Source organism: Paenibacillus arenilitoris, from assembly GCF_014705655.1.
GTDB classification, from domain to species: Bacteria; Bacillota; Bacilli; order Paenibacillales; family Paenibacillaceae; genus Pristimantibacillus; species Pristimantibacillus arenilitoris.
Genome location: NZ_JACXIY010000038.1, coordinates 53,864 through 79,347 on the forward strand (window position 1 = coordinate 53,864; position 25,484 = coordinate 79,347).

Consider the following 25,484-nt stretch of genomic DNA (forward strand, 5'->3'; position numbering starts at 1 on the left):
TCCTTATTCGGGTGCTTGAGCACGTTGCCGCGCACATACGATTTCGCCGCTCGGCACGGGAACCCCTCTTTGCCGCGGTTAAGAGGGCAGCACTGATCCCCAAAGAATGAACAAAAAACCTAGCTTCTCTGCTTCGGAGAGGCTAGGTTTCTTATCTGATCGGTTGCTCTGCCGCAGTCGACTTTTTCGGGAGCGGGGCGCATCGATTGATTACGCCAGAATTGCAAGGGACTAACCGCCAGACCATCTGGCCATCATCCCCTCATCCGATAAGCCTTCCAATCCGGGAACGACGGATAGCTTCCCGCCGCCGCATCGCCATAGCCGGCCTTCTTGTAATAATAAGCCCACGCCCTCGTCGAGCCGCCGTCGGTACGGACTTCCACCTCGACCCGGTCGTATTCGTTCTCCTCATCGCCTTCGCCGAAATACTCCTCCAGCTCGTCCAGCCGCTCGAGGTGGCGATCGGACACGACGTACAGCTCGCCCGCCACTTCGCCTTCCCCCTCCAGCAGCCCCGGATAACCGAGGCCGGTGTCGATGAGAACGCCCTTGATGCTCGCCGTCATCGCCAAGCAAGCCGCATCGGCGATCAGCCCGTGATTGCCCTCTCCCTTGCGCAGCGTTCCGTACACGAATACGTTGTGCATCTTTCTTCCCCTCTCGTCTATCGTTCGGACAGCGACCGTGCCGCCGCCCGCTTCTTATGCTGCATTGTAGGGTATACGGATGTCCGCAAACAGCGTTTCGCGCGAAAAAAAAGACCGGCGCCCCATAGAACGCCGGCCTTCCCCGCCCGCACGACAACCCGCGACTCGCTCGCATCCGTCTGCACGGACCCCACGCTCGCCTGCGCTTGCTTCCAGTGGCTGCTCGAGCTCCAATTCATCACAATCCCAACGCTAACCCCCTATTACTCCGGTGGCTGCTCAAGCTCAATCGACTCGTAACAACCCCTCTCTCGCCCGCCCCTACTCCCGCAACATCTCGAGCTCGACCGACTCATCGCGCCCCCGACGCTCGCTCCCGCCTACTCCGGCAGCAGCTCGAGCTCGAACGGCTCGTTCCGGTCGCAGACGAGCACGCCGTCGACGACGTCGAGCCGGGCCGCCTGGATCGAAGAGCGGCGGCTTTCGTACCGGCCCTCCATCCCTTCCAGGCTCGGCGCCTCGTTCCTTCCGGGATGCGTGAAATAAAAGATAAAGGCCTGTTCTCCCTGCACGACGACGTCGGCATGCAGGCCGATCGCGCCGTCGTCCTCGCGCGTACCCGGCTGATCGAGAATGATCCCGACCCGCTCCCACGCCCCGTCGTATACCGGATCCCGAAATAAAGGTGCTTTCATTCGATTCATCCTCTCTTCGTTTGCTTAACGGCGGTTCCGACTGTTTGCGGGGAACAGCCATCATCCCTACACTCTTATCTTCTATTCGACATCGCCGAGACTTTTCCCCCGAAGAAACGGCATCGGCTGCGGCGAACCGGCCGTCGGCCGTTCATTGCGGCGTTCAAGAGGCGAGAAACGGGCGAAGCCGACAAAAAAAAGGACCGCTTGGAAGAAGCAGTCCCCGTATCCCCGTTATTCCATTCGTCTTGCCTGTCCCGGTCCGATTACTCCGTATCCACCCGCACGGCCCCGACGCTGGTATGCGCCTCGATCCGCGCTCCCTTCGAGCCGATCGTGCCGACCTTCTCGTTCGCGGCGTTCTTGCTGTAATCGATATCCGACAGCTCGGCCGTCGCTTCGCCGACGTCGGTTCTCAGATCGATCTCGGCCGCCTCCGGCGCTTCGTCCAGCCGGATCCGAATTTCGCCCACGTCCGCGCTCGCCGACAAATCGCGCTCCAGCTTCAGCCCTTCGACTTCGATATCGCCCGCGTTCGTCTTGAGCGTCATTTCGCCCGTCACCTGATTCAGCCGAATCGTGCCCGCGTCGACCTGAATGTCCAGTTTGTCCGAGTTCAGGTCGGAAGCGGCAACGATGCCGAAGCTGCTCTCGATCTTCACTTCGTCGTAGGTTTTGTCCGGGAGCGAAATCAACAGCTTGCGCTCGCCCTCCTGCACCCCTTTGTTAAAAAGGCCGGACGGCTCCTTCTCTTCCACGTCGATGACGAGCGCTCTGGATTTGATCTTCGCTTCGAACGAGAAGCGGCTCTTGATCGTATCGTCGACCAGCAGCTCCGCCTCGGCGCTGTCGCCCGTGCCCCTCGTGACGAAAATTTCCATCGCTTCCGCCGCGACCCGGATGCTGTCGAACGCATCGGCCTCGAACGTTTCCTTCCCTCTGCTCTCCGGCTCGCCCGAACCCGAAGCTTCGCCGATGACGGCATTCTCGACCGCACCCGTCAGCGACGTTACCGGGCTCGAACAGCTCGCCAGCCCGATCGCCACCATCGCCAGCAGCATGAATTTTCCCATTTGTATATAGTTTCGCATGCTTTCTTCCTCCCGCTTCTATCCCTTATCTCTACCGACTTCTCCATTATAGACACCGCCCCTTCCGGCAGGAACGGTCCGGCGGCCGTGTTTGCCCCGGACCTTGGTCGAGGTTGGCATGGGATCGCCTCATGAAACCGGCGAAATTCCCAAGACGATAAGAAGAAGCGAAACGGACATCAAAATCCAGCTGGGATGAGGGCGGCGCATGACCCATAGCGAGATGACGGCGCCATATAAATAAGAGCTGCCTGCAAGCAGGCCCGTCACGAGCCGTGCGTCCGGCTTGAACCAGATTGCGGCGGCGATCAAGACGAGCCCGCTGATGAACCAGTTGAGCGTGGTGAAATGAAGAAGCAAGCACACGAGCTTTTGCATCGGTGCGGCTATCCGCCCGTTCGCCGCGAAGACCGCCTCGATCGGCTTGATGATCAGCCGCTGCATCAGTATGCCGTGAGCCGCAGCTGTGATACCGCCGATGGCCCCGGCTGCTATCAGTGCAATACTTTGCCAGTCCATAGCCATGCACCTCCAATGAATGTTATGGATGGTAAAATCAGCTACTCATCGGAAATCGGGACCGAACGGCTGGACTTCTTTCCCGTCGAAGCCCGCGAATCCGGGGAAGGCCGTTCGGCCAGCTGCTCGATGGAGCGATCCAACACGCTCCTCAGCCCGAGCAGCGCTTCCCGGCGCGACGAACGGAAATGCCGCAGCGCCTCCGCCGGGACAACATCCCCCATGATCGTCTCGCGCAAGTGGTCCAGGCCGTTCAGCACGTCGCCGATCGCTTCCAGAGTCGACCGCGTGTTACGATCCATTTGCTTCCACCTCTTCCGTGTCGTTATCGGCAGCCCGCTCGCCAAACCGGATCGACAGCTTCTCCCCCGCGAATCGCGCTCCGGTAATCGGCCGCCCCTGCAGCGTCCGCGGCAATAGCACCTTATGCTTGTAAGGGCCGGCCTGGATGGTCAGCTCGTCGCCTTTCTCGCTGAGCTGCAGCTGCTCTTTCTCGATGAAGGGGAGAGTAAGGTCCAGAACGTACCGATCGCCTTCCTTGCGAATCTCCTGAATTCTCCCCCGGTACAGCACGGCCGCGGCATCGCTTCCGGCAAAGGCCGCATCGCCGATCCGCTTCAGCATCGGCAGCCCGTGCACCTCCATTTCCATCATCGGGATGCGGAAGATCGGCAGCGGGCTGAAGCAAGCGCGGATTTCCTCTTCATACTTGGCGTGGATGTCCCGCCACGCCGACCAGTAGCCGGTACCCGCTTCTGCGGGGAGGACGCGGTTGACGATGACGGCATCCGTGTTGAAGCCGAACAGGTTCAGGTAAGTAAACGCCCGTCTTGCTTCGGATATGACCATTTTTTCCGGATTGATGACCATCCGCACCGTCGTCTTCTCGTGATCCGCAATCAACGCCTGAAGCTCCTCCAGCTCGCGGACAAAGTTCTCGATGCCGTCCATGACGCGTTCGTCGGGCAGCTCGAAGCCGCCGGAAACCACTTTGGCGATCGGCCGAACCATCTTGACCAGACGGCGCTCATACGGAAAGATCTTCTCCACCCACCATTTGAGCAGGTTAGGGTAGCTGAGCAGCCTGAGCGTCTCCCCGGTAGGCGCGCAGTCCACGACGATCACATCGTACCTTCCGCTCTGCGCATGGCTTTTGATCTGCAAGAGGCTGAACAGCTCCTCCATACCGGGGAAGATGAGCGTTTCTTCGGTCGTGACATCGTTCAGCTTCGCCCAGCTCATGATGCCGGACAGCCAGCTTTGGACCGCTCCCCAGTGCTTCTCCGTCTCCAGCAAGCTGTTCACCTCTTGCCCCCACAACCGATCGCCGATCGGAACCGGCTCGCTTCCCAGCGGCTGCTGCAGCGAGTCGGACAAGCTGTGAGCCGCATCCGTGCTCATGACGAGCGTGCGGTACCCTTGCGAGGCAAGGCGCAGACCGGTGGCGGCGGCGACGCTCGTTTTCCCGACTCCGCCTTTCCCGGTGTAAATGATAATTCTCATCGTTCATTCCTCCTTTCATTTACTACGATTTCGTACTATTTGCGTAAAAAAAAGTACCGCTTCCGCCCTCCGCTTAATCGTCGATCGCGATTTTGCGCAATTTCCCGTCTTTGCGCCCGCTCGCTTGCTGATCGTTGCCTTGCTGCAGCGCCTTGCCCACCTTCACGGCCAGGACGAGAAACTGTTCCAGCTCCTCCTGGCTGAGCGCGGCCTGCACGCGGGCCAGCATGTTCTCCATGATCGACTTTGCCTGCAAAGCCAGCTCCCGTCCGTCCGCGGTCAGTTCCACATTCATAATGCGCTGATCCAAGGTAGATTGGGTTCTCTCCGCCAACCCTTTGCGCACCAGCCGTTGTACCAGACTGGTCGTCGTGCTCAGCGGAACCCCCAGCCCGGAAGCGAGCGCGGACATCGTCAATTGTCCGCGATAATAGAGCAGGACCAGCGCCGTCAGCTCGGAACGGTTCACTTTCCGCTCCAGCTCGTTCGTCTCGGACAGATTGCCAAGAGGGCGTAAACCGTTATGCAAAAATAGCTCCAGCAGCTGTTCCATCATCGGCCGCGTCCTCCGGTTCATCTAATATGGGTATGTTTTCCATCATAATACTACGATTTCGTACCATTTGCAAGCGGGGATTATTTTGCGGCAGGCTGCCGGTCGTTCGGCAGCCTGCTTGGATGCGATTTTCCCCGAGCGTGCGAACGATTAGCCCTCCACCGGAATTGTCGGATCGGGCTCAAACCCGTTCCAGACGACCGTCCGCTCCACCGGGAAACGGGAGGTCGCCCGGGCGGGCTTCGCCGCCTTGCCGACGGCAACGAGAAGGACCGGAACATATCGCGGCGGGACATGGAACGCCTGGATGAAGGCATCGACGTCGAAGCCGACCATCGGGCCGGAATCGAGCCCCTTCGCCGTTGCGGCGAGCATAAGCTGCATGGCGGCCAGCGAGGCGTTCCGAATCGCTTCGTCGCGCCGATAGGAGGTAGTCTCGCCAACCGCATACGCCTCTTCGATTTGAGCGAACAGGAGTTGATGGGAATGATAGCCTGCGTAACTATCATCAAGCCCTGCCCGGATGACGGGTCCGTATACAGCTTCGGCATTTCGGCTGGCCTCCAGGTCCCCGAGTACGGCGACGGTAACGGAAGCGTCGACGACTTGCTTCTGGCCGTTCGCGATCGGAAGCAGCTTTTCCTTGGCGGTCGCCTCGGTAATGGCGATGAACTTCCAGTGCTGAAGATTCCAAGACGACGGAGCGCTGCCCGCAATCTCCAGAAGCTCCTTGATTACTTGTTCGCCAAGCTTGTGCGCCGCGTCAAAATTTCTGACGGAATGACGTTCGCGGAATAAGGCGAAAGGCTCGGTATGCCTGGCGGATGACATTTTCGATCGACTCCTTTGCATTTGTCGTTTGTACCGACTTTTACTTCACAGCATATTTCGCTTTGCAGCTTGGAACAATGGCCTTTTTTCAAAAGTGTATCGATACAGTCGGCCGAGTGTCCTATAATAGCTAGAAGAAAGAGAGGCGATCGGTTATGAAAAGATATGAGGACGTACTCTCCGATATGGAGCAAAAAATCGACGGAGGGCAATTCGTTTCGGGTCAAAAACTGCCTTCCGTCCGAAAAGCAGCGAAGCTGTACGGGTGCAGCGTCAGTACGATTACCCGGGCATACGCGGAGCTTGCGAAACGCCACGCCGTTTACTCGATCGCTCAAAGCGGTTACTACGTGGTGGAAAAGCCCGGGGGCCGGACCGGCGCTGCGGAGAGCGAGTCGATCGATTTCGCATCCGCGTCGCCGGATCCGGGCGTGTTTCCGTATTTGGATTTCCAGCACTGCTTGAACAAAGCGGTGGACACGTACAAACACGATCTGTTTACGTGCGGCGATTCGAAAGGGCTTCAGACGCTTCGGCATACGCTCGTTTCCCATTTGGCCGCGGATCAAGTATTCGCCAAAGCGGAGCGGATCGTCGTAACGTCGGGCATATCGCCGATGCTCGAATTACTGGCGAAGATGCCGTTTCCGAACGGGAATTCGGTTATTCTGGTCGAACAGCCGAGCTACGATCTGTACTTGCGTTTTCTCGAAGCGGAAGGCGTTCCGGTATGCGGAATCGCCCGTACGGCGGCAGGCATCGATATGCGGGAATTGGAGGAGAAATTCAGGCGGGGCGGAATCAAGTTTTTCTACACCATGCCTAGGTACCACAATCCGCTCGGCACCTCGTACAGCGCGGAGGAGAGGAAGACGATCGCCCGACTGGCGAGCAAATACGACGTATACGTCGTAGAAGACGATTACATGGCCGATTTGGGCGAAGAACCGGGCTTCGATCCGATTTACGCCTATAACGGCACGTCGCATGTCGTTTATTTGAAAAGCTTCTCGAAAATCATTTTCCCGGGACTCCGTCTCGGCGCCGCCGTATTGCCGGAAAAGCTGCTGGGAACGTTCCATGCATACAAAAGATATGCGGATGCCTCCCAGCTGTCCCAGGCGGCGCTCGAAGTGTATATCAAGAACGGCATGTACGAGCGGCACAAACGGAAAATAGGCAGCCAATACGCGGCCCGGATCCGCGCTCTGAACGAGGCCGCGCGGCGGCATAACGGCGCAAACTTGCTGGAAATACCGGATGTCCGCTTCGGCGTGTTCGTGCCGTTCAAGCTGCCTCAAACGGTCAACCTTGAGCGGCTGATCGAACGGCTCGCGGCAAAGGACATCTTCGTCGTCTCCGGCAAACGATTTTATTTAACGAATTATCTCGAACGGGAGAAGTTTTTGCGGATCAGCATCTCACGGGCGCGGCCGGAGCAAATCGAGGAAGGGGTTCGGGAAATAATTGAAGAAGCGAGGCAGACAGCCCGGTCGCCGCAGTAATGTCGCCCCTCCTTTTCACTTTCGTCATTCGCGAGTAGGAGCAACTGTATCGACACAGTTCCGGATATTCGTTGTTGTTGGTATCCGCCATTCGTTTTACCATTGCAGGTATCAGCTCCATGTTCGCGAGCATGACACTTTCGTATAAGGAGGGCGCTTGGCTCCGATGAATCCGTCCGGATTGACACTTGCTTATCTTTGCGCGGTAATGAATGCTTTGATCATGGGATTTTCGTTTTTATTCACGAAGATTGCGCTCGAATTCGCCGAGCCCCTGGATACGCTGACATTCCGGTTTGCGGCATCCTTCGCCGTCATGTCCGTTCCCGTCCTGCTGGGCCGGGTCCGTTTGAACTATCGCGGGAAGAAGCTCCGCAAGGTGCTGCTCTTGGCCACCCTGTATCCGCTTGGTTTTTTCACGCTCCAATCCTACGGCCTGCAGCATGCCACATCCGGCGAAGGGGGCATTTTGTTTGCCTTCACGCCGGTGTTAACCGTGCTGCTGGCGTTCCTGTTTTTGAAAGAAACGACCACGCTCCCGCAAAAGCTATCCATCTGTCTGTCGGTCGGCGGCGTCCTGTTCATCATCATAATGAAGGGCAGCGGCATCGATTGGTCCAACATGAAGGGGATTATCCTCTTATTCCTGTCTTGCCTGGCCGTCGCGGGGTACAGCGTGTTCGCAAGGCGGCTGCTCAAATCGTTCAGTCCCGCGGAGATTACGTATGTCATGCTGGGCATTGCCTTTCTTTGCTTCCTTGCCGCGTCGCTTGCCGGACATGCAACCGCGGGAACGCTCGATCGATTGTTCGCTCCGCTTGCCAGCGGTTCGTTTATCGCGGCCATCCTCTATCTCGGCATCTTGTCCACGCTGGTTACGGCGCTTAGTTCAAACTATGCCTTATCCAGAATCGAAGCGTCCAAAATGAGCGTCTTCTCCAATCTATCGACGATCGTGTCGATCGCTGCCGGCGCGCTTCTGCTTGGAGAGGAAGTCCGCACGTACCACATCGCCGGTTCTGCGCTTATTATTGCCGGCGTCATGGGAACCAACCTCCTCGGGAAGAAGAGCAAGAGGCATGTTCCGAACACAAATCGCGCAAAAGCCGGATAAGGTAGAACAAATAAAGACGCGGATGGCACCATCGACCCGACAACAGATGAAAATAAGGCTGTAAATAGCGCAGCCATTAAGCTAACGGCAGATTAGTCGAATAAAAGCGCTTGCGAGGGAGTCGAAAAAGGGGTATGGGAAGTTCGAATCAATGGGATGCAGAATGGGAAGTATCAGCGTATCGTGCGCGAATCGTGGCTGACAAGGACGTTCGGAGAAAATCGGATCGCAACGACCTCCTTTTCCCAGCCTGGCTCGAGAAGGTCCAGAAGATCGGTCAACTCCTTCTTGTCAGCTTGAGCATCTCTCCCAATATCGTTGTCGTTATATCTCATCGCGTGCAAAACGAGCGCGCCATTATCGCTCAATGTGACGGGTCCGGATTGCGCTTGTTCTTTCCATCTGCCGACCGATTGTCGAGCCTCTCCCGGCAAGAGCCGGCAAAGCTCATCCGGCCCAGTTGCCGCAATGACGACGGATACCTTCATTTCTTTACCATCCGATAGCTCGATGCCGTGTACGCGGCCATTCTCAATCTGTATATGCTTGGCACCTTTACCCGTAACAATGGAGGCTCCGGCATGGATCGCCGCATCGCGCAAATCGTCGACGACGGTCTGCCAACCTCCTTCCACATACCAGACACCTTTTCCGGCAAGTTGGCCTTGCCGGATCGCAAAACCCGCACTTATCACATCCATCGCATCGCAATAGGTCCACTGCCGACCGAGCTGGTTTTCCTTTTCCAGCACGACGACGGATTTCCCCGCTCTCGCCAAATAAACGGCAGCCGTCAATCCTGTAAGTCCCCCGCCGATCACGGCGAAATCGAAAGAATTATTTAGGAATGTCATCTCGTTCACCTCTATTGTTCATTCTTCGGTAGCCAGTTGGTGAGAGCCAGGGAAGCTGTCAGATTATCGTAAACAAGACCGGAAACATCATACCTGTCGTGGCATTGGTTTAAGGCGACAAAGATGAAACCTCTAATCTTGTATTATGCCGTTCAACTCCAAGACCGCTCTTTTTTTCTGGCATAAAAATCAGCCGCCTTCTGGCGATTACCGCAAAGGTCCATACTGCACCAGCGGCGTTTGCCACTTTTGGATGTATCCACGAAATGAAGGATGCAGGAATCATGCTCGCACTTGCGTATCCGTTCCGGGGGATATTGGGCAAGTGTTTCTACCAGAGAATGCAATACCGCATAACTGATTCGATCCATCATGCTGCGTCCTACGTGAATCAAATGAGGAACACCATTCTGCCGCTCCAACCGAACATCGAGAACGAGTTCGCCGGACTTCCTCTCGAGTCTGGTAAAGGTTCGATCGGACAAGCCTCCTTCCCGGTGCAGTTCGGAGATCGCGTCCATGCAAATGTCCCGGAGATGTACTAGCGTGTCGTGAATTGAGACTATTCCAGGATCGTCCGGAAGTTCACCTGCGAGCAAGCCATTCCCCTCAAGCCACTGTAGCACGTGATTCGACTCTTCAAGAACATCGACTTTGTGATTGTCCTGCATCACGAACGTATTAGCCAGATTGATCCATACTGCACCGCCAAGAGTTAATACTTTCTGTTCCATGAATGCTGCTCCTCTGTAACGGGATTTTGTACGCTGTCGGCAACGTATTACAGTGTTATTTTTTCCATTGTTTTTATCATGCTGACATTCAATTGAACTTCCGAAGCTGCCGCCAAGCGGGCGGCAATATTAGGGGTTTCGTTATAGATAGGCGGATATTGCATAGTTCCATAGTGGATAGGCACAAGCGTTTTGGCACCGAGAACCGTGGCTGCTGCGATTGCCTGCTCGGGTGTCAGGCAGATGGGCTGCCCGGTGGGTATCATTCCCGGCAACTCAAGCACTGCACCATTGACCGGTAAACATGCTGCATCGAACGGCCCGTAATTTTGAGCAAAGCTCCACCAGTAACCGTGCCATAGGGTATCCCCACAATGAATAACCTTACGTCCTGCTCCTTCGACGAACCAAGCGACTTGGATGTCGCCTAAACCATCTACGGAAGGTAATGCGGTCACCTTCACATCTCGACTAAGCTCGAAAGTTGAGTGGACTGCGACGCCGATTACATTCGTCAACCCTGCAGCCCGAACGGCATCTTCCAATCCGGCTGCCACATAGATTGGGATAGCAGCTCCGTAAGCCTCAATTATCGCAGCCGGATCGAAATGATCCTCGTGCAAATGCGTAATCAATAAGGCATCAGCTTTGCCGAAATTGCTGATCGGATACATGGGCTCACGAGCGCCCCCGAACTCCTCAAGAATGCGGGCAATTGGGTCGATAACAATCGCGATGTCACCTGTTTCGATACGAATACCTGCCCAAGGCAATTTTTGAATGTTCATTTACAGTCCTCCCCCTCATTTATAACCTGATTAAAATTGTTATAAAGGTTATAAGATCATAATATCACCATATTTATAACCTGTAAATATAAATTTAAGAGGTTATATGAAACGGAATTTGTTAGGCTAATGAGATATGGCTCGGCGATCACAGTTATAGCGGAGTGCAACACTTCTAGCCATTAAGCTAACGGGAAACGTTAGCTCAATACAGACAGCAGCAGCCGGCCATAAAGATCGGCTGCTGCTTTTTCGTTACCCTATTGGGCAGTTTAACGCAATAAGGGTTGTTCTATTGTTTAATATTTTTATGTGTTAGATTTGGAAAAAGTGAGGTAGTAGGTACGCTGGTACAACCTCAGTTTGCGGTGATCACTATTCCGATAACCACTGACCCTTCTTTTTCGGAGGCATTGCGCTATTCTGCAATGTGAGCCAACAATCCGGTCTGTCCAACAGCGACATGGTTTCCGAGTACGTGGCGGTCCGGATAATCCCCGCCATTTTGACACCGGAAGGGGATGGGCTCTTCTTCGAAGAGATGCTCGAGACGTGAACGCCAAGCTACCTTCGCTGCGTCTACATCGGCTGCCGTGATGCGACCGGTTCCGTAGACCGCATGGGTGGGCAGCACATCCATGCCGGAGAAGTAAAGCGTGCCGTGGGTGATAGGGAACAGCAGTTGCTCTAGTGGCCCATTGATGCCTCGCGGCGAATAGTCTATCTCCGGCCCCCCGACGGCCACTGACAGCATTGCCCGCTTTCCTTTCAAGCCACCATCGCCGTAACGATAGCGATTACCTTCATCTTTGTAGCCATAAGCCAACCCATAAGCAAACACCCGGTCCACCCAGCCCTTGAGGATGGCTGGCATACTAAACCACCAAAGCGGAAAATGGAATATCAAGGCGTCGGCGGTAAGCAGCTTCTGCTGCTCCGATGTAACGTCTGCCGTCTGTTGGCCAGTCGAGTAAGCGTGCCCCGACTCTATCACGAAGGACAATCGATCGGGATTAGCTCTGGCCGGGAAGTCGCGTTCATCGAACACTGCCTTCCAGTGCATACCGTACAGATCGGACAACATGACTTCGTGCCCTTGCTCCTGAAGTGTTTGCACAGTCGTCTCAACGAACTGGCTAGTTAACGAAGTGGGCTCAGGGTGCGCATAAACAATCAATACCTTCTTTGACATGACTCCACTCTCCCTTTGTATTGCCTTACGACGCTTTATATAAGTGCCGTATGAGTGTTATATTAAAATGAATATTGAATTTAGAAAAGTACGCATAATTTTATAATATAGTATTAAAAATCAAACTAATGGAGGGTCATGGCTATGGGAGATCGCAAAAAAAAGCTCGTAGCGAGGGTGGAAGTGTGTCCTGTCGAAACGACTTTGGATGTCATCGGGGGAAAATGGAAAGCGATCATTTTGTTTCATCTTATCGATGGCCCGAAGAGATTCAGTGAATTCCGGCGGCTCTATCCGGGACTGACGCAATTTATGCTTACTTTGCAGCTCCGTGAGCTTGAACGGGATGGCATTATTCACCGCGAAGTTTATAAACAGGTGCCTCCTAAAGTGGAATACTCGCTGACTGAATTCGGAGTGACGTTGAAGCCGATCATCCTTGATATGAAGAAATGGGGAATAATCTACAAGAACAGAGTTGACGATATACGGCTGCAAAAGGCAGTGCAGGATAAAGAAGACCAATAAACGAAACCCGATAAAACCGGACAAAACAAAAAAGAAACCTTGAATACCAAGGCTTCTCGGGGTCGTGTAAGTGGTGCAGAAGAGAGGACTCGAGCCTCCACGCCTCCACGGGGGTGAAGAAGCTATTTATCTGGGAAAGTATTTATACATGGTCGATTTGCTCATCGCAAGTCCCGATACAAGGTCTTCCGTTGAAACTTTTGAATATCCGAATGTGAAAAAGTGCATTGTTGCGAACGCAATGATTTTCTCTCTTGTTTTATCTCCCTGCATGGATGTTCGATAGCCTCCAAGTCGTCACGTAATGAATCTGTCACAAGGTAAAGATTTTTCTCAAATAACTTAGCAGCCCGTCGGCGGAAACGGAATGGGAGAGGAAGGCGATATAACCGTCTGGCCGGATGAGCGCAAGTCCTCCATCTTGAAATCCATAAAGTTGATGTAGGCTCCCGCTGGAATCGCAATAGGAATCGTATGATCCAGCAACGCGATACGGGTAAATCGTTCCGCCCCCTGAACAAGCGCTTTACCGACCGGTTCCCGTTCTGCCTCATAGCTGTCGAGAAGTGTCTCTGGCGCCCGGCCTGCTGATACGAGAGCCAGCTTCCATGCCAGATTAAAGGCATCCTGGATACCGGTATTCATGCCCTGCGCCCCGATGGGCGAATGAATATGGGCAGCATCGCCCGCAAGAATGACACGTCCGTGTAAGTGAAATCGCTTACCGGATTAGCTATGCCGAGCCCCACGACTTCTCCAATTTGTTCAGGAGAAAAACAGGCTTCAGCCCAACCGAATACAGGAGAAAAAGCCGATACTGAGAAAGAAAACATTTTCGTGTATACTTTAGGATAATGAGCTTACTTCAAGGGAAGGGGATGATTGATCAATGATTCATCATGTGGAATGTCCGGTGGAGACCATCATTCATGTTCTAGGCGGCAAATGGAAACCAATGATTTTATGGCAATTGATCCAATCCAATAAGCGATTCAACGATCTGGAAAAGCTTATACCTGATGTTTCTCAAAAAATGCTGTCGCAGCATCTGCGGGACTTGGAACGAGAGGGCATCATCGATAGAACGGTCTACCCCACCGTCCCTCCAAAAGTAGAATATTCCCTTAGCGAATATGGTAAAACATTGATTCCCGTAGCAGAAGTCATGTGTGCTTGGGGAGAAAACCATAATAAGCGGAAATATGAGGAATCGGCTTCTTAAAGCCAATAACTCCTAACAAAAGCTGCCACGGGATTTTCCCTGGCGGCTTTTGCTGTTTAATGCTTACTTTTAAGTAAGGACCCTACTTTAAAGTGGGTTCTTATCAAGACTTTCAAACGATGCTACGCTTGAGTCGATCCAGATATCGGGAGTCCATTATAAAGGAGGAAAAAACGATGAAAATTATTGTTTTCGGAGCAACGGGAAATACGGGGAGAAGAGCGCTGGAGCAAGGGTGTAAATTGGGACATGAAATGACCGCATTCGTGCGAAACCCCGAGAAGTTTTATGGACAGCAAGGAGAGCGTTCCGCCACACAGGTGAAGGTGATCGTGGACGATATCCTAAACCCGGTAAGCGTCGGCGAGGCGCTCTCGCATCAAGACGCCGCTATTATTGCCGCCGGCCATGCAGGTCAAGGAGAGGAGTTCGTTCGTCTCGTTGATAACATTATAAGCCAATGCGAAATCCACCCCGGTTTTTCCGGGAGGGTATGGGTAATGGGAGGTGCCGGCCTGCTGGATATTCCATATACCGATCTCATTGGCAACAATCTGCCCGGATTCCCGCCTGCGTATAAAACTCACAACCGGAATTTTGAACGGCTGCTGCGCTCTGAGCTTGATTGGTCAATGATGTGTCCGGGAACGATGATGGATTCGATTGAACCTCCGGCGTCGGTTCGTCTGCATGTAGCAACGGAAACCTTGCCCCTATCCATTCCGGAGACGATCAAGGAATTATCCGAGGCCGATCTAGCCGGTTACTTGTTCAGTCGGCTCCAAGAGCTGGATGTTGCTTATGATGATGTCGTGAAATGCATGCTGGACCATATCGGGCTCGGAGGGCCTTTTAAGAGGAAAAGGGTCGGACTCGCCTATCAAAGCGAGATTCCGGTATGCTAAGGAGCAATAAGGGAGATGGTGAGTTTGTTTGGATGGATCCTCGTTTTGCACCTATTGGCTTCTATCGCGGTAATCGGTCCCGCTATCGTGGCACCCGTCATTCGAAGGTCCGCTAGAACCGTCGGCCAGCTGCTCTTTGCTTTCGATGTAACGAACAAGCTTGCCATCCTGCCTAAAATCGGCGGAGCCGTACTGATTATTACCGGGGTTTGGCTTATGATCATAACGAAGACGGGTTTGTCCCAAATGTGGCTAAATCTATCGATCCTTCTATCGCTGCTCATGGTCGCCACGATCGAGGGATTGATCGGGCCGCGGATGAAAAGGATCATGGAGCTTGTATCCATAAGTCAAAGCAAAGGGGATGAAATCCCCTCCGAGCTCGGTCGATTGATGAGAAAGATCGTACCCATCGAGACGGCGTCACAGCTGCTTATGATTGCCATAACCGTACTTATGATCCTTAAGCCATTCTAAAGAAGCCGATGGGGGCAAAAGTGGTCTGGGACAGCAAGAACCGGGAAGAACGTTAGCACAATACAACAGCGGCAGACCAGGACTCTACAAGTCCCGGCCTGCCGCTGTTTATTTCGGCTTATTTAGAAAAGGCTTCTCAGCTCGTCCAGCCCGACCTCCGCCTTCGGCCGGAACTCGTCCGATCGCATATACTCGGTCACGCTGTGCAGAAACTGCCGGCCTTCCGGCGTCTCCAGGATCGCTTCGCAATCCAGCGCGCCCATGAGGACGCGGCCCCTCAAGACGCGGCACTCGAACAGGAGACCGAGCTTGTGGTTCCGCTCGAAGTTGTCGATCGTCTGCACGATCGGCTCCAGCTGTCGCGGCATGTCGTCCAGGATGACGGAGCGGGAAGCCGACACGATGCTCCACCACGGGTACGTGGAATGCGACTCGCTCGGGAAGCGCATGAGCGCCGGATGCGCGTTGTCGATGAGCAAGCCCATCGTCCCGACCGGCACCGGCTTGTTCATGCTCTCGGAGATGGAGCGGAACATCGGGTAGCACCAGAAATCCGTGCAGTAGGTCCCTTCGATCGAACGGGACGCGCGGTCCGGACGCGGCAGGAGAAGAATGTCCCCTCCTTGCTCGAGCAAGGAGACCGCTTCGTCCGTGAGCTCCGTGAACAGAGGCATGCCCGCCAGATCGACCTGAACCTCCTTCGGATAAATCCAAAGGTCGTACGTCTTCCAGACGTCCGTGCCCGGAATCGACAGGGACAGCAGCGCCTTCGTCATCGCGGCGACGCTCGGCATGGACACCCGGATGTCGCAAATGCCGATATGGTTCTCCCCGGCGCCCGGCGAGAATGCCGCCGCACCGTGCGCCAACCGCCCGTCATCGCTTCGCAGCTCCCATTGCAGCTCGCCCGCTGCCAGCGGGTCTTCCCGGTACCGGCTTAACTCGATCCGCGCTTCGAAGCGCTCCCCGGCTTCGTAGTTATACTTCTCGAAGCGGGCGAGCAGCACGGTATCCGAGCAGTAGGTGCGCCACTCTTCGGGCGAGACGAACCCCTTCGAATCCATGAACGCGTCCAGTATGCCGACGAGCGCCGTCCCCTGCCCGCTGAAGTCCTGAAGGTCCAGCAGCTGGAAGCCCGCCAGCCGCTTGGAGCGGAACGCGGCCTCCAGCTCTTCCTTGTAGCAGGCGACCGCGAGCTTGCCCGAGCTCTCGAAGAACCTGTCCGCCAGATGCCCCATCCCCTTCGCTTCGAGACGGTCCCGGAACGCCATGAAGTTCCTCGCCTTCAACGGGCCCGTATACTTGGCGATTTCGTCGAAGTTCGGATAGGACGCGTACTGCCCGATTTCATGCGACAGAACCGGAATGCGCGGAATGAGCTCCTCGCCGGCCGCTTCCGCCTTCACGGACTTGGCCTCGGTGCCGTATTGAATCTGAATGATCGCCTCGCCGCCCGTCGAAGCATCCTCCGCCCGCCGCGCCGTCGGCACGATCTGCTCGTCATAGTCCTTCATCGTCCCCGGCCGGTCGGTCTGCACATGCCCCTGCGGCGCGTCGCACATCGCGTAGGAGCCCCGGAACAGACGCTCCTTCGAGAAGCGGACGCCGCAGAAGAAATCTTCCTCTTCCAAAATATCCGGCACGAACTGAAAGTTGTTGGAGCCCTGCGTATACAAATGCCTGTCGTCGTACGCCTTGTACGCCTTCAATATATCGTTCAGCGTCGATTTGCTGCCCCACAGCTCGTTCCCGAGCGACATCATGACGAAGGACGGATGATTGCCGAACGCCCTGAGCATGGCGTAGCCCTCGCCGATCAAGTAATCCTGCTCCGCCTGATTATGCTTCTCGTACGTGTCGTCGGTGACGGTCCCCCAGAACGGCAGCTCCGGCTCCATATAGACGCCGAGCATGTCCGCGGCGACAAAGGCAGCCTCGGGAGGACAGCAGGTGTGGAACCGGTAATGGTTAATGCCGTACGACTTCGCGATGCCGAGCACGCGGACCCACTCCTCGACGTCGGTCGGCGCGTAGCCGGTCAGCGGGAAGATCAGGCCGTCGTGCTTGCCCCGCAGCAGCGTCTTCGTCCCGTTGATCGCGAACTTGTCGCCCGCCGCCTTGAATTCCCGCAAGCCGATCGTCAGCTCTTCGGCATCCAGCCGCTCCCCGTCCTCTCCCAGGAGGACGATCTTCAGCTTGTACAGGTGCGGATGCTCGTCGCTCCACAATAACGCGTCCCGCCCCATCGCGAACGCAGCTTCGACTCTATCCGCGTTCGCCTCGAATACCTGCTCGCCGATCGCTTGCCCGCCGGTCAAGCTCTCCGCCGATACGGCCACGCGCTTCCCTGAGCCGTCGCCAATCAGCTCCGCCTTGACGACCACGGCCCGATCCGCCGGCTTCGGATAAACCTGCACGTTGCTGAGGTAAGCCTCGCCGTAGAACTGAAGCTCCATCCGGCCGGTTATGCCGTTCCAATTCGTCTGCGTATCGGCCGAGGTCAGATGGCCGCCCTTGGTCGGATAGGAGGTGTTGTCCACGCGAATCGTCACCGTATGCCTGCCCTTCTCAAGCCCGTCCGCCAGCTCATAGCGATGCGGGGTGCTCAGGCTGTTCCGCGTGCCGATCTCCCGTCCGTCGATCCATACCGTCGTTACCCGCGTCCGTTCCAGGAACAAGTGGCAGGGCTTGCCCGCGAGACGCTCCGGAACGTCGATCACCCTCTCGAACCAGGCGTAGCCTTCGAACGCGTATTCGTCCGTCAGCGCGCCGATCAGCGCCGATTCGTTTTTCTCCCCTTTGCCCGCATGCGACGTCGTGTTCGGCAATTCGATCGTATCCCGGTACGGTAGCGTTACCCCCCGCTTCCCGCCGTCCAGCTGCAGCTGCCAAGTTCCGTCCAGTCCGATTTTCTCAAGCATATGTCCGCCCCTCTTCCTTTCTATTTCCCGTAATGGTAATCCCGGTATTCCTGCGGCCCGAAGCCCGTCACCTTCTTGAACAAATAAGAGAAATACGCGGTCGTCTGGAACCCTACCTGCTCCGCGACCTCGTACACTTTAATATTCGGATCCTTCAGCAGCTCCTTGGCCTTGTTCATCCGCGTCTCCTGCACGAAATCGGAGAGCGTCTTGCCCGTCTCCTTCTTGAACAGCACGCTCAAATAGCTCGCGTTCAGCTGAAATTGCTCGGCCAGCTGCTTCACGGTTACGTTGTCCCGCAGCCGCTCTTCGATGTAACGTTCGATTCGGGCGATCAGATGGTGCTGCTGCGCGGCCTGCTCCTTGCGGCCCAGCCGGCCGTAACGGTCGATGTAAGCAAGCACGACCTCCCGGACCTCCTCGCTGCCGGTGCAGGCGATCAGCCTCTGCCACATCTCGATCGTCATGTCGCCGTCCGCCTCCTTCGGCCGCTTGAACTTCCGCGCCAGCTCGCTGATAAGCCCCATGCCGAAAGCCTGCACGTAGGAGAAGGAAGCGGCGTCCCGAATGAGCAGCAGGTCGAAAATACGGTTGAAATGCGCGATCGCAAGATCGCCCTCGCCCGCCTCCAGCAGACGGACGATCTCCGGGATATCCTCCTGGTTCAATTGAAATTCGCGATAATCGGTCGCCTCGGTCTGGTCGAAGTAATGGACGAGCCCGCCTCCGCCCAATCTCGCCTTGGCCGCCATATGCTTCACTTCCTTGTACAGAAGCGATACCTCGTCCCATCTCCCGCATGCCCGGCTGACTCCGATCGTGACCGAGACGTCGAATTGCTCGCGGGTGACGTCCTGCACGAACGAGAACTGCTTCTCCGTCTTCGCCCGGTCGCTCGGCGTGCCGTTCAGATGAATGACGGCCACCTCGTCCGCCCCGGTTCTTCCGATGTACAGGTTCGGGAATTCCGCCATGCCGACCTTAACGGCCCGCATCAAGCCGTCGCTGAGCAGGATGCGCTGCCTCGCGTCCTCAAGCTGCGCGGCATGAAGCCGGTCGCAGACGAACAGGAACAGGCGAATATGACGCTCCCGCTCCTGCTCCGTCCCCTGCCCCTCCGCCGAAGGCAGATCCAGTAAGCGGCTCCAGGATTCCTCGAATTGCTCCGTCTGCGCGCGCCCTTCGATCAGATCGTTCACGAACCGGTCCTGCAGGACGTCGAGGCTGCCGGTCACCTTCTCCTTCAGCGCCGTCGTCTCGCGCTCGATCCGGTTCTTCTTCTCGATCGCCCCGCGGAACGCCAGCAGCTTCTCCTCCATCTCCTCCGTCTTGATCGGCTTCAGCACGTAAGCTTTGGCGCCGAGGTGGATGGCCTCCTGCACGAATTCAAACTCGTCGTATCCGCTGATCATAAGCGTCTGGAGCGATCCGAGACGCGGGTAATCCGACTTCAGCCTCGCGAGCAGCTCGATCCCCGTCATCCCCGGCATCGAGACGTCCGTGATGAGGACGTCGACGGACATGCTCGTCAACGCCGCGAGCGCCTCCTCCCCCGACTCGGCCGTCAAGGGAGGGGCGTAGCCGAGCTTCTCCCAATCGATGTGACGGATAAGCCCCTGAATTTGCATCGGTTCGTCATCGACGATCAACGCTTGAATCATCCTTCTTCACCTCGTATTCTCTCGGGACGATCCTCGCACGCGGGAATTCGGATCGAGACGACCGTCCATTCGTTCTCTGCGCTATCGATTTCGAATCGGGCCTCCGCGCCGAAATACAGCTTCAGCCGCTCCCGGATATTGTTCATGCCGAATCCGTTCTTCGTTCCGGCATACCGGCCTTTGCGAATCTGCTCCAACGCTTCCGGCGGAATGCCCTTGCCGTTGTCGTGGATCTCGAAATGGACGTAATCGTCCAACCGGAACACGATAATCCGTATGACGGCGTCCGGCGTTTTCATAATATTGCCGTGCAAGTAGCAGTTCTCGACGATCGGCTGCAGCAGCAGCTTGATCGTGTACAGCTCCATCACGTCGGGCTCCGCCAGCCACTCCACAGTGACACGGTCCGGATAACGCAGCTGCTGGATTTCGACATACGCCTTCAGATGCTCGATCTCCTCGCGAATTCTCGTCACGTTGTCCCGGTTGTTCAAGGCGAGCCGGTAGAACGTCGTCATCGCGTCGATAATGCGGACCTGCGTCTTGTCCTGCATATCCATCGCCCGCCAGCGCACCAGACTTAGCGAATTATAAATAAAATGGGGATTGATCTGCGCCTGCAGCGCCTTGAACGACTGCTCGCGCTCCTTCAGATTCGCCTGCGTAATTTCCTCGACCAGCTTGCCGAGCCGCCCCGACATATCGTTGAACAGCAGCTCGAGCTCGCCCAGCTCGTCGCGGTCCCTGTTCTTCACCGTCACCTCGAAATCGCCTTGCGAAATATCGGTCATGCGGGTGCCCAGCTTGCGGATGCGCCAGACGATGTTTTTCAGAACGGTCATGATCAGGAACGTGGACAGTATTAGGAAGAAGGCGAGCCCGGCGCCGACCAGGAGAAAAATCCGTCTGGACTGCACCTCCATCTGATCGAGATGCACGAGGGCGGCGACTGTCCAACCGGAATTCAGCTCGGTCTTGATGAGCAGCTTGCCGCCGACCGCCGATTCCGCCGCATCCGGCTCGTCCCAGTAGCGCTGCAGCGTGGAGCCCTCGAGAAGATCGCCGATCTCGCCCGGCTCGGACGAGGCGATGATGCGCTTGTTGTTCTCATCCACGATATACAGCTCGCCCGCGCCTCTGAACGGATTGTTGAACGGCTCCGCGAATACGTCGTTATAATCCAGCAGAAGGTATACGATGCCGTAGCTTTCTCCGTATTTATTGAGGATTTTTTGGGTGACGACGAGCTTGCGCTTATCGTTCGCGGCGTTCGACCAGGTCAGCGCGTCGGGCGACGCGATCGTCCGGTCGAACCACGCCTTCACTTCCGGTCCCGACAGATCGGGCTTCCACAGCAATCCGCCGTCCTGGACGAGCGTAGGGTTCGCATGATAAATCCGGAAATCCTCGATGCCCGGCAAATATCTGGCCGTATTCTCGAAGGAGCGGTCCACGTACTGCACCGTTTCCAGCGTCTCGAACATGTTCGTGTAGTCGCGGGACAGCCGCGAGATCAGCTCGCCGTCGGTTGCCGTCCGGGTGGCGAGCAGATCGTAGCTTTGCTTCTTGAACGCGATGCTCTGGGCGCTTTGGCGAACCGCCTCCTCGATCGTCAGCATATAGTTCGCCCGGGCGCTGTGAAGCGCCAAATAACCCGCCCCCACGGCCAGCAGGACGGTCGGAATGAACACGATGAGACCGTACAGCAGAACGAACTTGCCCCTCAGGTTCATGGTGCGGGTCATGCGTATGATCCATTTCTCCAGCTGTTGCTTTACCATGAAGACTTCCTCCCGTCCATGAACCCCTCGCGCTTAATGTCCAATCGAATGACAAACGGAGCAACCCCTTCTTAAAGGGGCTGCTCCTTCCTATGCTTTAAAACTCGCCGTTAGTCTCGATGTCCGCTTGATAGGACTCTTGCCATTCCTGCTTCAGTTCGGTCCAGTGGCCGCGCTTCTCCAGCGCGTCCCGGAACGCGTTCCAGGCGTCTTCGAACGCTTTGTCGTCCTTCGCCATCAGAAGCTTGGCCCGGTATTCCTTGCGGATGTTCTCCAGCTCCGGCGTATATTTCTCCCAGAGCCCACCCTGCTTCACCGGTACGAGATCGTAGGAATGCGCCGCGCGCACGCCGCCCATTTGGCCGATCGCTTCCGTGAACTTGGTCGTCTTGGCCGCTCCGGCCTTGTCCGCTTCGGCGGTGTTCCACCAAGGATACCACGTATTGCTGAAGGACGAAATCATGTACAGCTCCGGCGTAACCTTCGCCTTAAGCGCCTGGTCGCCCGAATTCCGGTCCTCCTTGTACGCCTCGTCGGTGAATTTCCACTTGCCGAGCGGCTGGTCGACCCAATCCCAATACTGGCCGGCCGGTCCTTCGTTAATGATCTGCTGCATCTCCGGCTTGGGCTGAAGCGCGTAGTCGAAAAACTTCAGGATCGCCTCCAAATTTTTCGTGTCCTTGCTGACGTAAACGTCGTAGCCCGGGTACGGGTTGACGACCTGGTTCACGCCGACCGCCTCGACGCCTTCCACTTTCGGGAACGGAATGACCTCGTAATACCAAGCCGGTTCGGTCGGACCGTCCAGCGTCTCCCAGCTCGTAGGCGGAATATTCCAGAAGGCGCCGACGTTCATCGCGACGCGGCCGGATTTATTTCTTTCCTGGTACTGCTCTTTCTTGTTCGTCACGACCTCGGGGTCGATCAGCTGCTCGCGGTACATTTTGTTCATCCATTGATAGGCGGCTTTATAGTTCGGATCGTCGTACGCGAAGACGAACTCGTCGCCCTTCTTCGCGATGCCCGCTCCGCCCGTCGTTACGCCGAAGGCGCTCAAGACGGCATTCTCGTCATTATAACCGAGCGTATCGTTCGGGTCCATCAGGAACGAGAGGGGCTGCAGCGCCTTGCCGGATTCGTCCTTCAGCCCGGCCGCCTTCCGCAGGAACGTCTCGACGCCCTCGAGCGTCGCCAAGTCTTCCAGCTTCATGCCCGCCTTCTCCACGATATCGGTACGCACCGCCCAGGTCATCGACGACCAGCCCGGCCACGGATCGTCCGGGTTCTGGTCGAACCAGGTCGGAATGGACCAGATGTGCCCGTCCGCATCCTTCATGCGTTCCAGATACGGCTTCGGAATCGAAGCCAGCCCCGGATATTTGTCCGGCATGTCGAAGTATTGCTCAAGCGGCATGATGAGGTTGGAACGATCCATCGCGCTCTTGACCGTCTCGCTTCGGTTGAAGATCGCCGCGTCCTCGAAGCCGCCCGTATTGATGCGCAGGTTCAGGGCGGTCATCGCGTCTCCTTGCGTCGCTTCGAGCTTGACGTCGACGCCGGGCTCCGTTTCCCTCCAGTATTTCTGCACCAGGCTCTCGTTATTGATCGTCGCCGACCAGCCGAGCCACAGCTCGAACGCGCTCGAGCCGCCGGATTCGGAGCCCGTCTCCGATTGGTTATCGGCATTGTTCGCTCCCTCGCCGCCCCCCGATTGCGAGCATGCGGCGAGAACGGCCAGCATGATAGCCAGCGTCAAAGCGACCCAGCTTTTGCCTCTTTTTGTGAAGCCCATGTTTGCTACTCCCCTGTCTGTTCTGTATTTGGTATATAAGTATTGCCTTATACCCTGACGAAATGTACTTGCTTACCCTTTCACCGAGCCGACGAGCACGCCCTTGACGAAATATTTCTGAAGGAACGGATACACGCATAGAATCGGCAGGGCGCTGACCATGACGACCGCCATTTTGATCGACATGAGCGTTATGTTCTGCATCTGCGAGCTTCTGGCCAGCGCTTCCTGGTTCGAATTCGAGCCTAGGACCGCGGATATGTCCGAAGCCGACAGCAGCTGCTGCAGGAACGTTTGGACCGGAATGAGCGACTGATCGGTTACGAAGAAAGCGCCTGCGAACCAGTCGTTCCAATGCCCGACGGCCGTGAACAGCCCCAAGGCGGCGAGCATCGGCTTCGACAGCGGGATGACGATCTGCATCAGCGTCCGAACGGGGCCCGCCCCGTCGAGCTCGGCCGATTCGATCAGCGCCTCCGGTATGCCTTGAATGAACTTCAGCATGACGAACATGTTCCAGACCGAGAACAGTCCCGGCAGAATGTAAACCCAGAACGTGTTGAGCAGTCCCAGATTGTTCAATTGAATGTAGAACGGGACGAGCCCTCCGTTGAACAGCATCGTGATCAGAATGTAGGACAGAATCGTGCTTCGAAGCGGCAAGCCCCTGTAAGACAAGCCGTACGCGATCAGCAGCGTGACGATCAGCCCGCCGATCGTTCCGACCACCGTTCTGGCGATCGTGATCAGGTACGAATTCCGGATGACCTCGTTGCCGAGCACGATTTCGTAGTTAATGAAAGTAAGGTCCCGGGGGATCAGGTAGACGCCCCCTCTGGCCGCGTCCGCGCCGTCGTTCAGCGAAATCGCCAGCATGTACAGAAACGGATAAAGGACGGATACGCAGAGCAAAGCCAGTAGGACGACGACGACGGTTTGTAAAATTTTTTCACCTGCGGTTAGTTTCATGCGCCATCACCATAATCCCTCGCCGTTTATTTTTCTCGATAGCCGGTTCGTCGTGACGACAAGCAGCAGGCTGATCACCGACGAAATCAGGCCGATGGCCGTCGCCATGCCGAAGTAGCCTTGCTGCAAGCCGCTTCGGAGGACATACGTATCGAGCACGTCCGCCACCTCCATGTTCGCGGAGTTCATGAGCGGATAGATTTGTTCCATCCCGACCGTAATCAGGCTCGGAATGCTGAGGATCAGCACGATCGAAATCGTCGGCAGGATGCCCGGCAGCGTAATGTGGCGAATCTGCTGCATCTTCCCCGCCCCTTCGACCTTCGCCGCTTCATAGAGCTGCGGATCGATCGTCGTAATGGCGGCCAGATACAAAATCGTGTTCCAGCCCGTCTCCTTCCAAAGTCCGCTGGAGACGACGAGCGGTCTGAACCATTCCGTCGAGCCCAGGAAGAAAATCGGCTCGTTGCCCATCTTCTGGATCAGATCGTTCACAAGCCCGCCGTCCATCGTCAGAAACGACTGCAAAATGTAGGCGACGACGATCCAGGAGAAAAAGTGAGGCAAGTAGCTGACCGATTGCACGAACCGCTTGAAAGCCGAGCTCGCCACCTCGTTGATCATAAGCGCCAGCAGGATCGGAGCCGGAAATCCGAAAATAAATTTCAGAACGGAAATATAGAGCGTGTTCTTCACGACCGTCCAAAATTGCGGCTCCTGAAGAAAAGCGAAATTGTCGAAGCCGATCCACGCGCTGCTCCAGATGGAGGTCCCTAGCTGAAAGTCGCGGAAGGCGACCTGTATGCCTGCCATCGGAATGTAGCTGAACAGGAACAGCAGCACGACGCCCGGCAAAATCATCAAGTACTGATAGCGGTATTTATAAAACTTCGCGTACATATTCATCCTCCTCGTTGTTCCATGATAAAGGAATTCGGAGGGCGCAACCATACAACAACGATTGGTTTTGTTTCGTTTTGATTAGGTGCCGGCCGGTTTGGAGCGGCTTAGGCTGGAATGGACTGCTTGATTAGGCGCATACTCCCTCCGGGCCGGTCTGGCTCGGGATGGACTGCGCCGCTCGCGGCCGGGAGGCTTGTACCGCGATGACTGCTAGTAGAGTAAAGGGCTGGGGTGACCAGCCCCTCCTCATCAAACCGTACGTGCGGTTTTCCCGCATACGGCTTTCCGATGCT

General features: G+C 56.1%; 26 protein-coding genes and 1 pseudogene. 6 read left to right on the forward strand and 21 right to left on the reverse strand.

All coding sequences use genetic code 11. From position 1 onward, the window contains the following. Positions 1–254: 254 nt before the first annotated feature. From IDH41_RS25385 to IDH41_RS25420, 8 genes are all read right to left on the reverse strand, one after another. Entirely contained in the window at positions 255–650 is a 396-nt protein-coding gene (locus tag IDH41_RS25385) for a gamma-glutamylcyclotransferase family protein (protein ID WP_190866152.1), read from the reverse strand. Between the two features lie 380 nt (positions 651–1,030). Next, positions 1,031–1,345 carry a glycoside hydrolase family protein gene (locus IDH41_RS25390; RefSeq protein ID WP_190866154.1) on the reverse strand — a complete coding sequence of 105 codons (315 nt, stop codon included), beginning with the start codon at positions 1,343–1,345 and terminating at the stop codon, positions 1,031–1,033. 266 nt (positions 1,346–1,611) lie between these two features. Next, positions 1,612–2,436: a DUF4097 family beta strand repeat-containing protein gene (locus IDH41_RS25395; protein ID WP_190866156.1), complete on the reverse strand. Its 825-nt coding sequence runs from the start codon at positions 2,434–2,436 to the stop codon at positions 1,612–1,614. Positions 2,437–2,565: 129 nt separating this feature from the next. Then, positions 2,566–2,955: a hypothetical protein gene (locus IDH41_RS25400; RefSeq protein ID WP_190866157.1), complete on the reverse strand. Its 390-nt coding sequence runs from the start codon at positions 2,953–2,955 to the stop codon at positions 2,566–2,568. Positions 2,956–2,996: 41 nt separating this feature from the next. Continuing rightward, positions 2,997–3,257, reverse strand: a complete 261-nt coding sequence (locus IDH41_RS25405) for a hypothetical protein (protein WP_190866159.1) — start codon at positions 3,255–3,257, stop codon at positions 2,997–2,999. Next, positions 3,247–4,458, reverse strand: coding sequence for an ArsA family ATPase (locus IDH41_RS25410; protein ID WP_190866161.1), 1,212 nt, complete (start codon positions 4,456–4,458; stop codon positions 3,247–3,249). The genes IDH41_RS25405 and IDH41_RS25410 overlap by 11 nt, the downstream gene beginning before the upstream one ends. A gap of 73 nt (positions 4,459–4,531) precedes the next feature. Next, positions 4,532–5,014 carry a MarR family winged helix-turn-helix transcriptional regulator gene (locus tag IDH41_RS25415; protein WP_223830058.1) on the reverse strand — a complete coding sequence of 161 codons (483 nt, stop codon included), beginning with the start codon at positions 5,012–5,014 and terminating at the stop codon, positions 4,532–4,534. A gap of 150 nt (positions 5,015–5,164) precedes the next feature. Beyond that, positions 5,165–5,845 carry a nitroreductase family protein gene (locus IDH41_RS25420; RefSeq protein ID WP_190866163.1) on the reverse strand — a complete coding sequence of 227 codons (681 nt, stop codon included), beginning with the start codon at positions 5,843–5,845 and terminating at the stop codon, positions 5,165–5,167. Between the two features lie 155 nt (positions 5,846–6,000). Here IDH41_RS25420 and IDH41_RS25425 point away from each other — a divergent pair, with 155 nt between their 5' ends. Together IDH41_RS25425 and IDH41_RS25430 are read left to right on the forward strand one after the other, a co-directional pair. Next, complete coding sequence (locus IDH41_RS25425; RefSeq protein ID WP_190866165.1) at positions 6,001–7,350, forward strand: aminotransferase-like domain-containing protein; 1,350 nt, start codon at positions 6,001–6,003, stop codon at positions 7,348–7,350. Between the two features lie 166 nt (positions 7,351–7,516). Then, on the forward strand, positions 7,517–8,464 hold the full coding sequence (locus IDH41_RS25430) for a DMT family transporter (RefSeq protein ID WP_190866167.1): 948 nt from the start codon (positions 7,517–7,519) through the stop codon (positions 8,462–8,464). Between the two features lie 173 nt (positions 8,465–8,637). Here IDH41_RS25430 and IDH41_RS25435 read toward each other — a convergent pair whose 3' ends face one another. From IDH41_RS25435 to IDH41_RS25450, 4 genes are all read right to left on the reverse strand, one after another. Beyond that, positions 8,638–9,318 (reverse strand): FAD-dependent oxidoreductase, encoded by a 681-nt coding sequence (locus IDH41_RS25435; RefSeq protein ID WP_190866196.1) that lies wholly within the window; start codon positions 9,316–9,318, stop codon positions 8,638–8,640. A 152-nt stretch (positions 9,319–9,470) separates the two neighbouring features. After that, positions 9,471–10,052, reverse strand: coding sequence for a CGNR zinc finger domain-containing protein (locus tag IDH41_RS31550; RefSeq protein WP_223830059.1), 582 nt, complete (start codon positions 10,050–10,052; stop codon positions 9,471–9,473). 47 nt (positions 10,053–10,099) lie between these two features. Then, the gene (locus tag IDH41_RS25445; protein WP_190866168.1) at positions 10,100–10,840 is read right to left on the reverse strand and encodes an MBL fold metallo-hydrolase; all 741 of its coding nucleotides are present in this window, start codon (positions 10,838–10,840) and stop codon (positions 10,100–10,102) included. Positions 10,841–11,258: 418 nt separating this feature from the next. Further along, positions 11,259–12,032, reverse strand: a complete 774-nt coding sequence (locus IDH41_RS25450) for an NAD(P)H-dependent oxidoreductase (RefSeq protein ID WP_190866170.1) — start codon at positions 12,030–12,032, stop codon at positions 11,259–11,261. Between the two features lie 144 nt (positions 12,033–12,176). Between IDH41_RS25450 and IDH41_RS25455 the strand changes: the two genes are divergently transcribed. Then, positions 12,177–12,560 carry a winged helix-turn-helix transcriptional regulator gene (locus IDH41_RS25455; RefSeq protein WP_190866171.1) on the forward strand — a complete coding sequence of 128 codons (384 nt, stop codon included), beginning with the start codon at positions 12,177–12,179 and terminating at the stop codon, positions 12,558–12,560. A gap of 126 nt (positions 12,561–12,686) precedes the next feature. Here the strand turns inward: IDH41_RS25455 and IDH41_RS32230 are convergent, their stop codons facing one another. The 3 genes and pseudogenes from IDH41_RS32230 to IDH41_RS31555 all read right to left on the reverse strand — a co-directional run. Next, on the reverse strand, positions 12,687–12,833 hold the full coding sequence (locus IDH41_RS32230; protein ID WP_190866173.1) for a TetR/AcrR family transcriptional regulator: 147 nt from the start codon (positions 12,831–12,833) through the stop codon (positions 12,687–12,689). A gap of 40 nt (positions 12,834–12,873) precedes the next feature. Beyond that, entirely contained in the window at positions 12,874–13,062 is a 189-nt protein-coding gene (locus IDH41_RS32300) for a hypothetical protein (RefSeq protein ID WP_449867066.1), read from the reverse strand. A gap of 20 nt (positions 13,063–13,082) precedes the next feature. Continuing rightward, positions 13,083–13,256, reverse strand: a pseudogene (locus IDH41_RS31555) (FAD-dependent monooxygenase); the annotation flags it as partial. Positions 13,257–13,449: 193 nt separating this feature from the next. Between IDH41_RS31555 and IDH41_RS25470 the strand changes: the two are divergent. From IDH41_RS25470 to IDH41_RS25480, 3 genes are all read left to right on the forward strand, one after another. Next, positions 13,450–13,782 (forward strand): winged helix-turn-helix transcriptional regulator, encoded by a 333-nt coding sequence (locus tag IDH41_RS25470; protein WP_190866175.1) that lies wholly within the window; start codon positions 13,450–13,452, stop codon positions 13,780–13,782. A gap of 176 nt (positions 13,783–13,958) precedes the next feature. Next, the gene (locus IDH41_RS25475; RefSeq protein ID WP_190866177.1) at positions 13,959–14,687 is read left to right on the forward strand and encodes an NAD(P)-dependent oxidoreductase; all 729 of its coding nucleotides are present in this window, start codon (positions 13,959–13,961) and stop codon (positions 14,685–14,687) included. 15 nt (positions 14,688–14,702) lie between these two features. Continuing rightward, entirely contained in the window at positions 14,703–15,164 is a 462-nt protein-coding gene (locus IDH41_RS25480) for a DUF2269 family protein (protein WP_190866179.1), read from the forward strand. Between the two features lie 122 nt (positions 15,165–15,286). Here IDH41_RS25480 and IDH41_RS25485 read toward each other — a convergent pair whose 3' ends face one another. The 6 genes from IDH41_RS25485 to IDH41_RS25510 form a co-directional block, all read right to left on the reverse strand. Beyond that, positions 15,287–18,085: a glycoside hydrolase family 2 TIM barrel-domain containing protein gene (locus IDH41_RS25485; RefSeq protein WP_190866181.1), complete on the reverse strand. Its 2,799-nt coding sequence runs from the start codon at positions 18,083–18,085 to the stop codon at positions 15,287–15,289. 20 nt (positions 18,086–18,105) lie between these two features. Further along, positions 18,106–19,746 (reverse strand): response regulator, encoded by a 1,641-nt coding sequence (locus tag IDH41_RS25490; RefSeq protein WP_223830060.1) that lies wholly within the window; start codon positions 19,744–19,746, stop codon positions 18,106–18,108. Then, complete coding sequence (locus tag IDH41_RS25495; RefSeq protein WP_190866183.1) at positions 19,743–21,527, reverse strand: cache domain-containing sensor histidine kinase; 1,785 nt, start codon at positions 21,525–21,527, stop codon at positions 19,743–19,745. The genes IDH41_RS25490 and IDH41_RS25495 overlap by 4 nt, the downstream gene beginning before the upstream one ends. Before the next feature lie 97 nt (positions 21,528–21,624). After that, a complete protein-coding gene (locus tag IDH41_RS25500) occupies positions 21,625–23,319 on the reverse strand; it encodes a type 2 periplasmic-binding domain-containing protein (RefSeq protein WP_190866185.1) in 1,695 nt (564 codons plus the stop codon). Between the two features lie 72 nt (positions 23,320–23,391). Next, on the reverse strand, positions 23,392–24,288 hold the full coding sequence (locus tag IDH41_RS25505) for a carbohydrate ABC transporter permease (RefSeq protein WP_190866186.1): 897 nt from the start codon (positions 24,286–24,288) through the stop codon (positions 23,392–23,394). Positions 24,289–24,294: 6 nt separating this feature from the next. Next, positions 24,295–25,188, reverse strand: a complete 894-nt coding sequence (locus IDH41_RS25510; protein ID WP_190866188.1) for an ABC transporter permease — start codon at positions 25,186–25,188, stop codon at positions 24,295–24,297. Positions 25,189–25,484 lie beyond the last annotated feature (296 nt).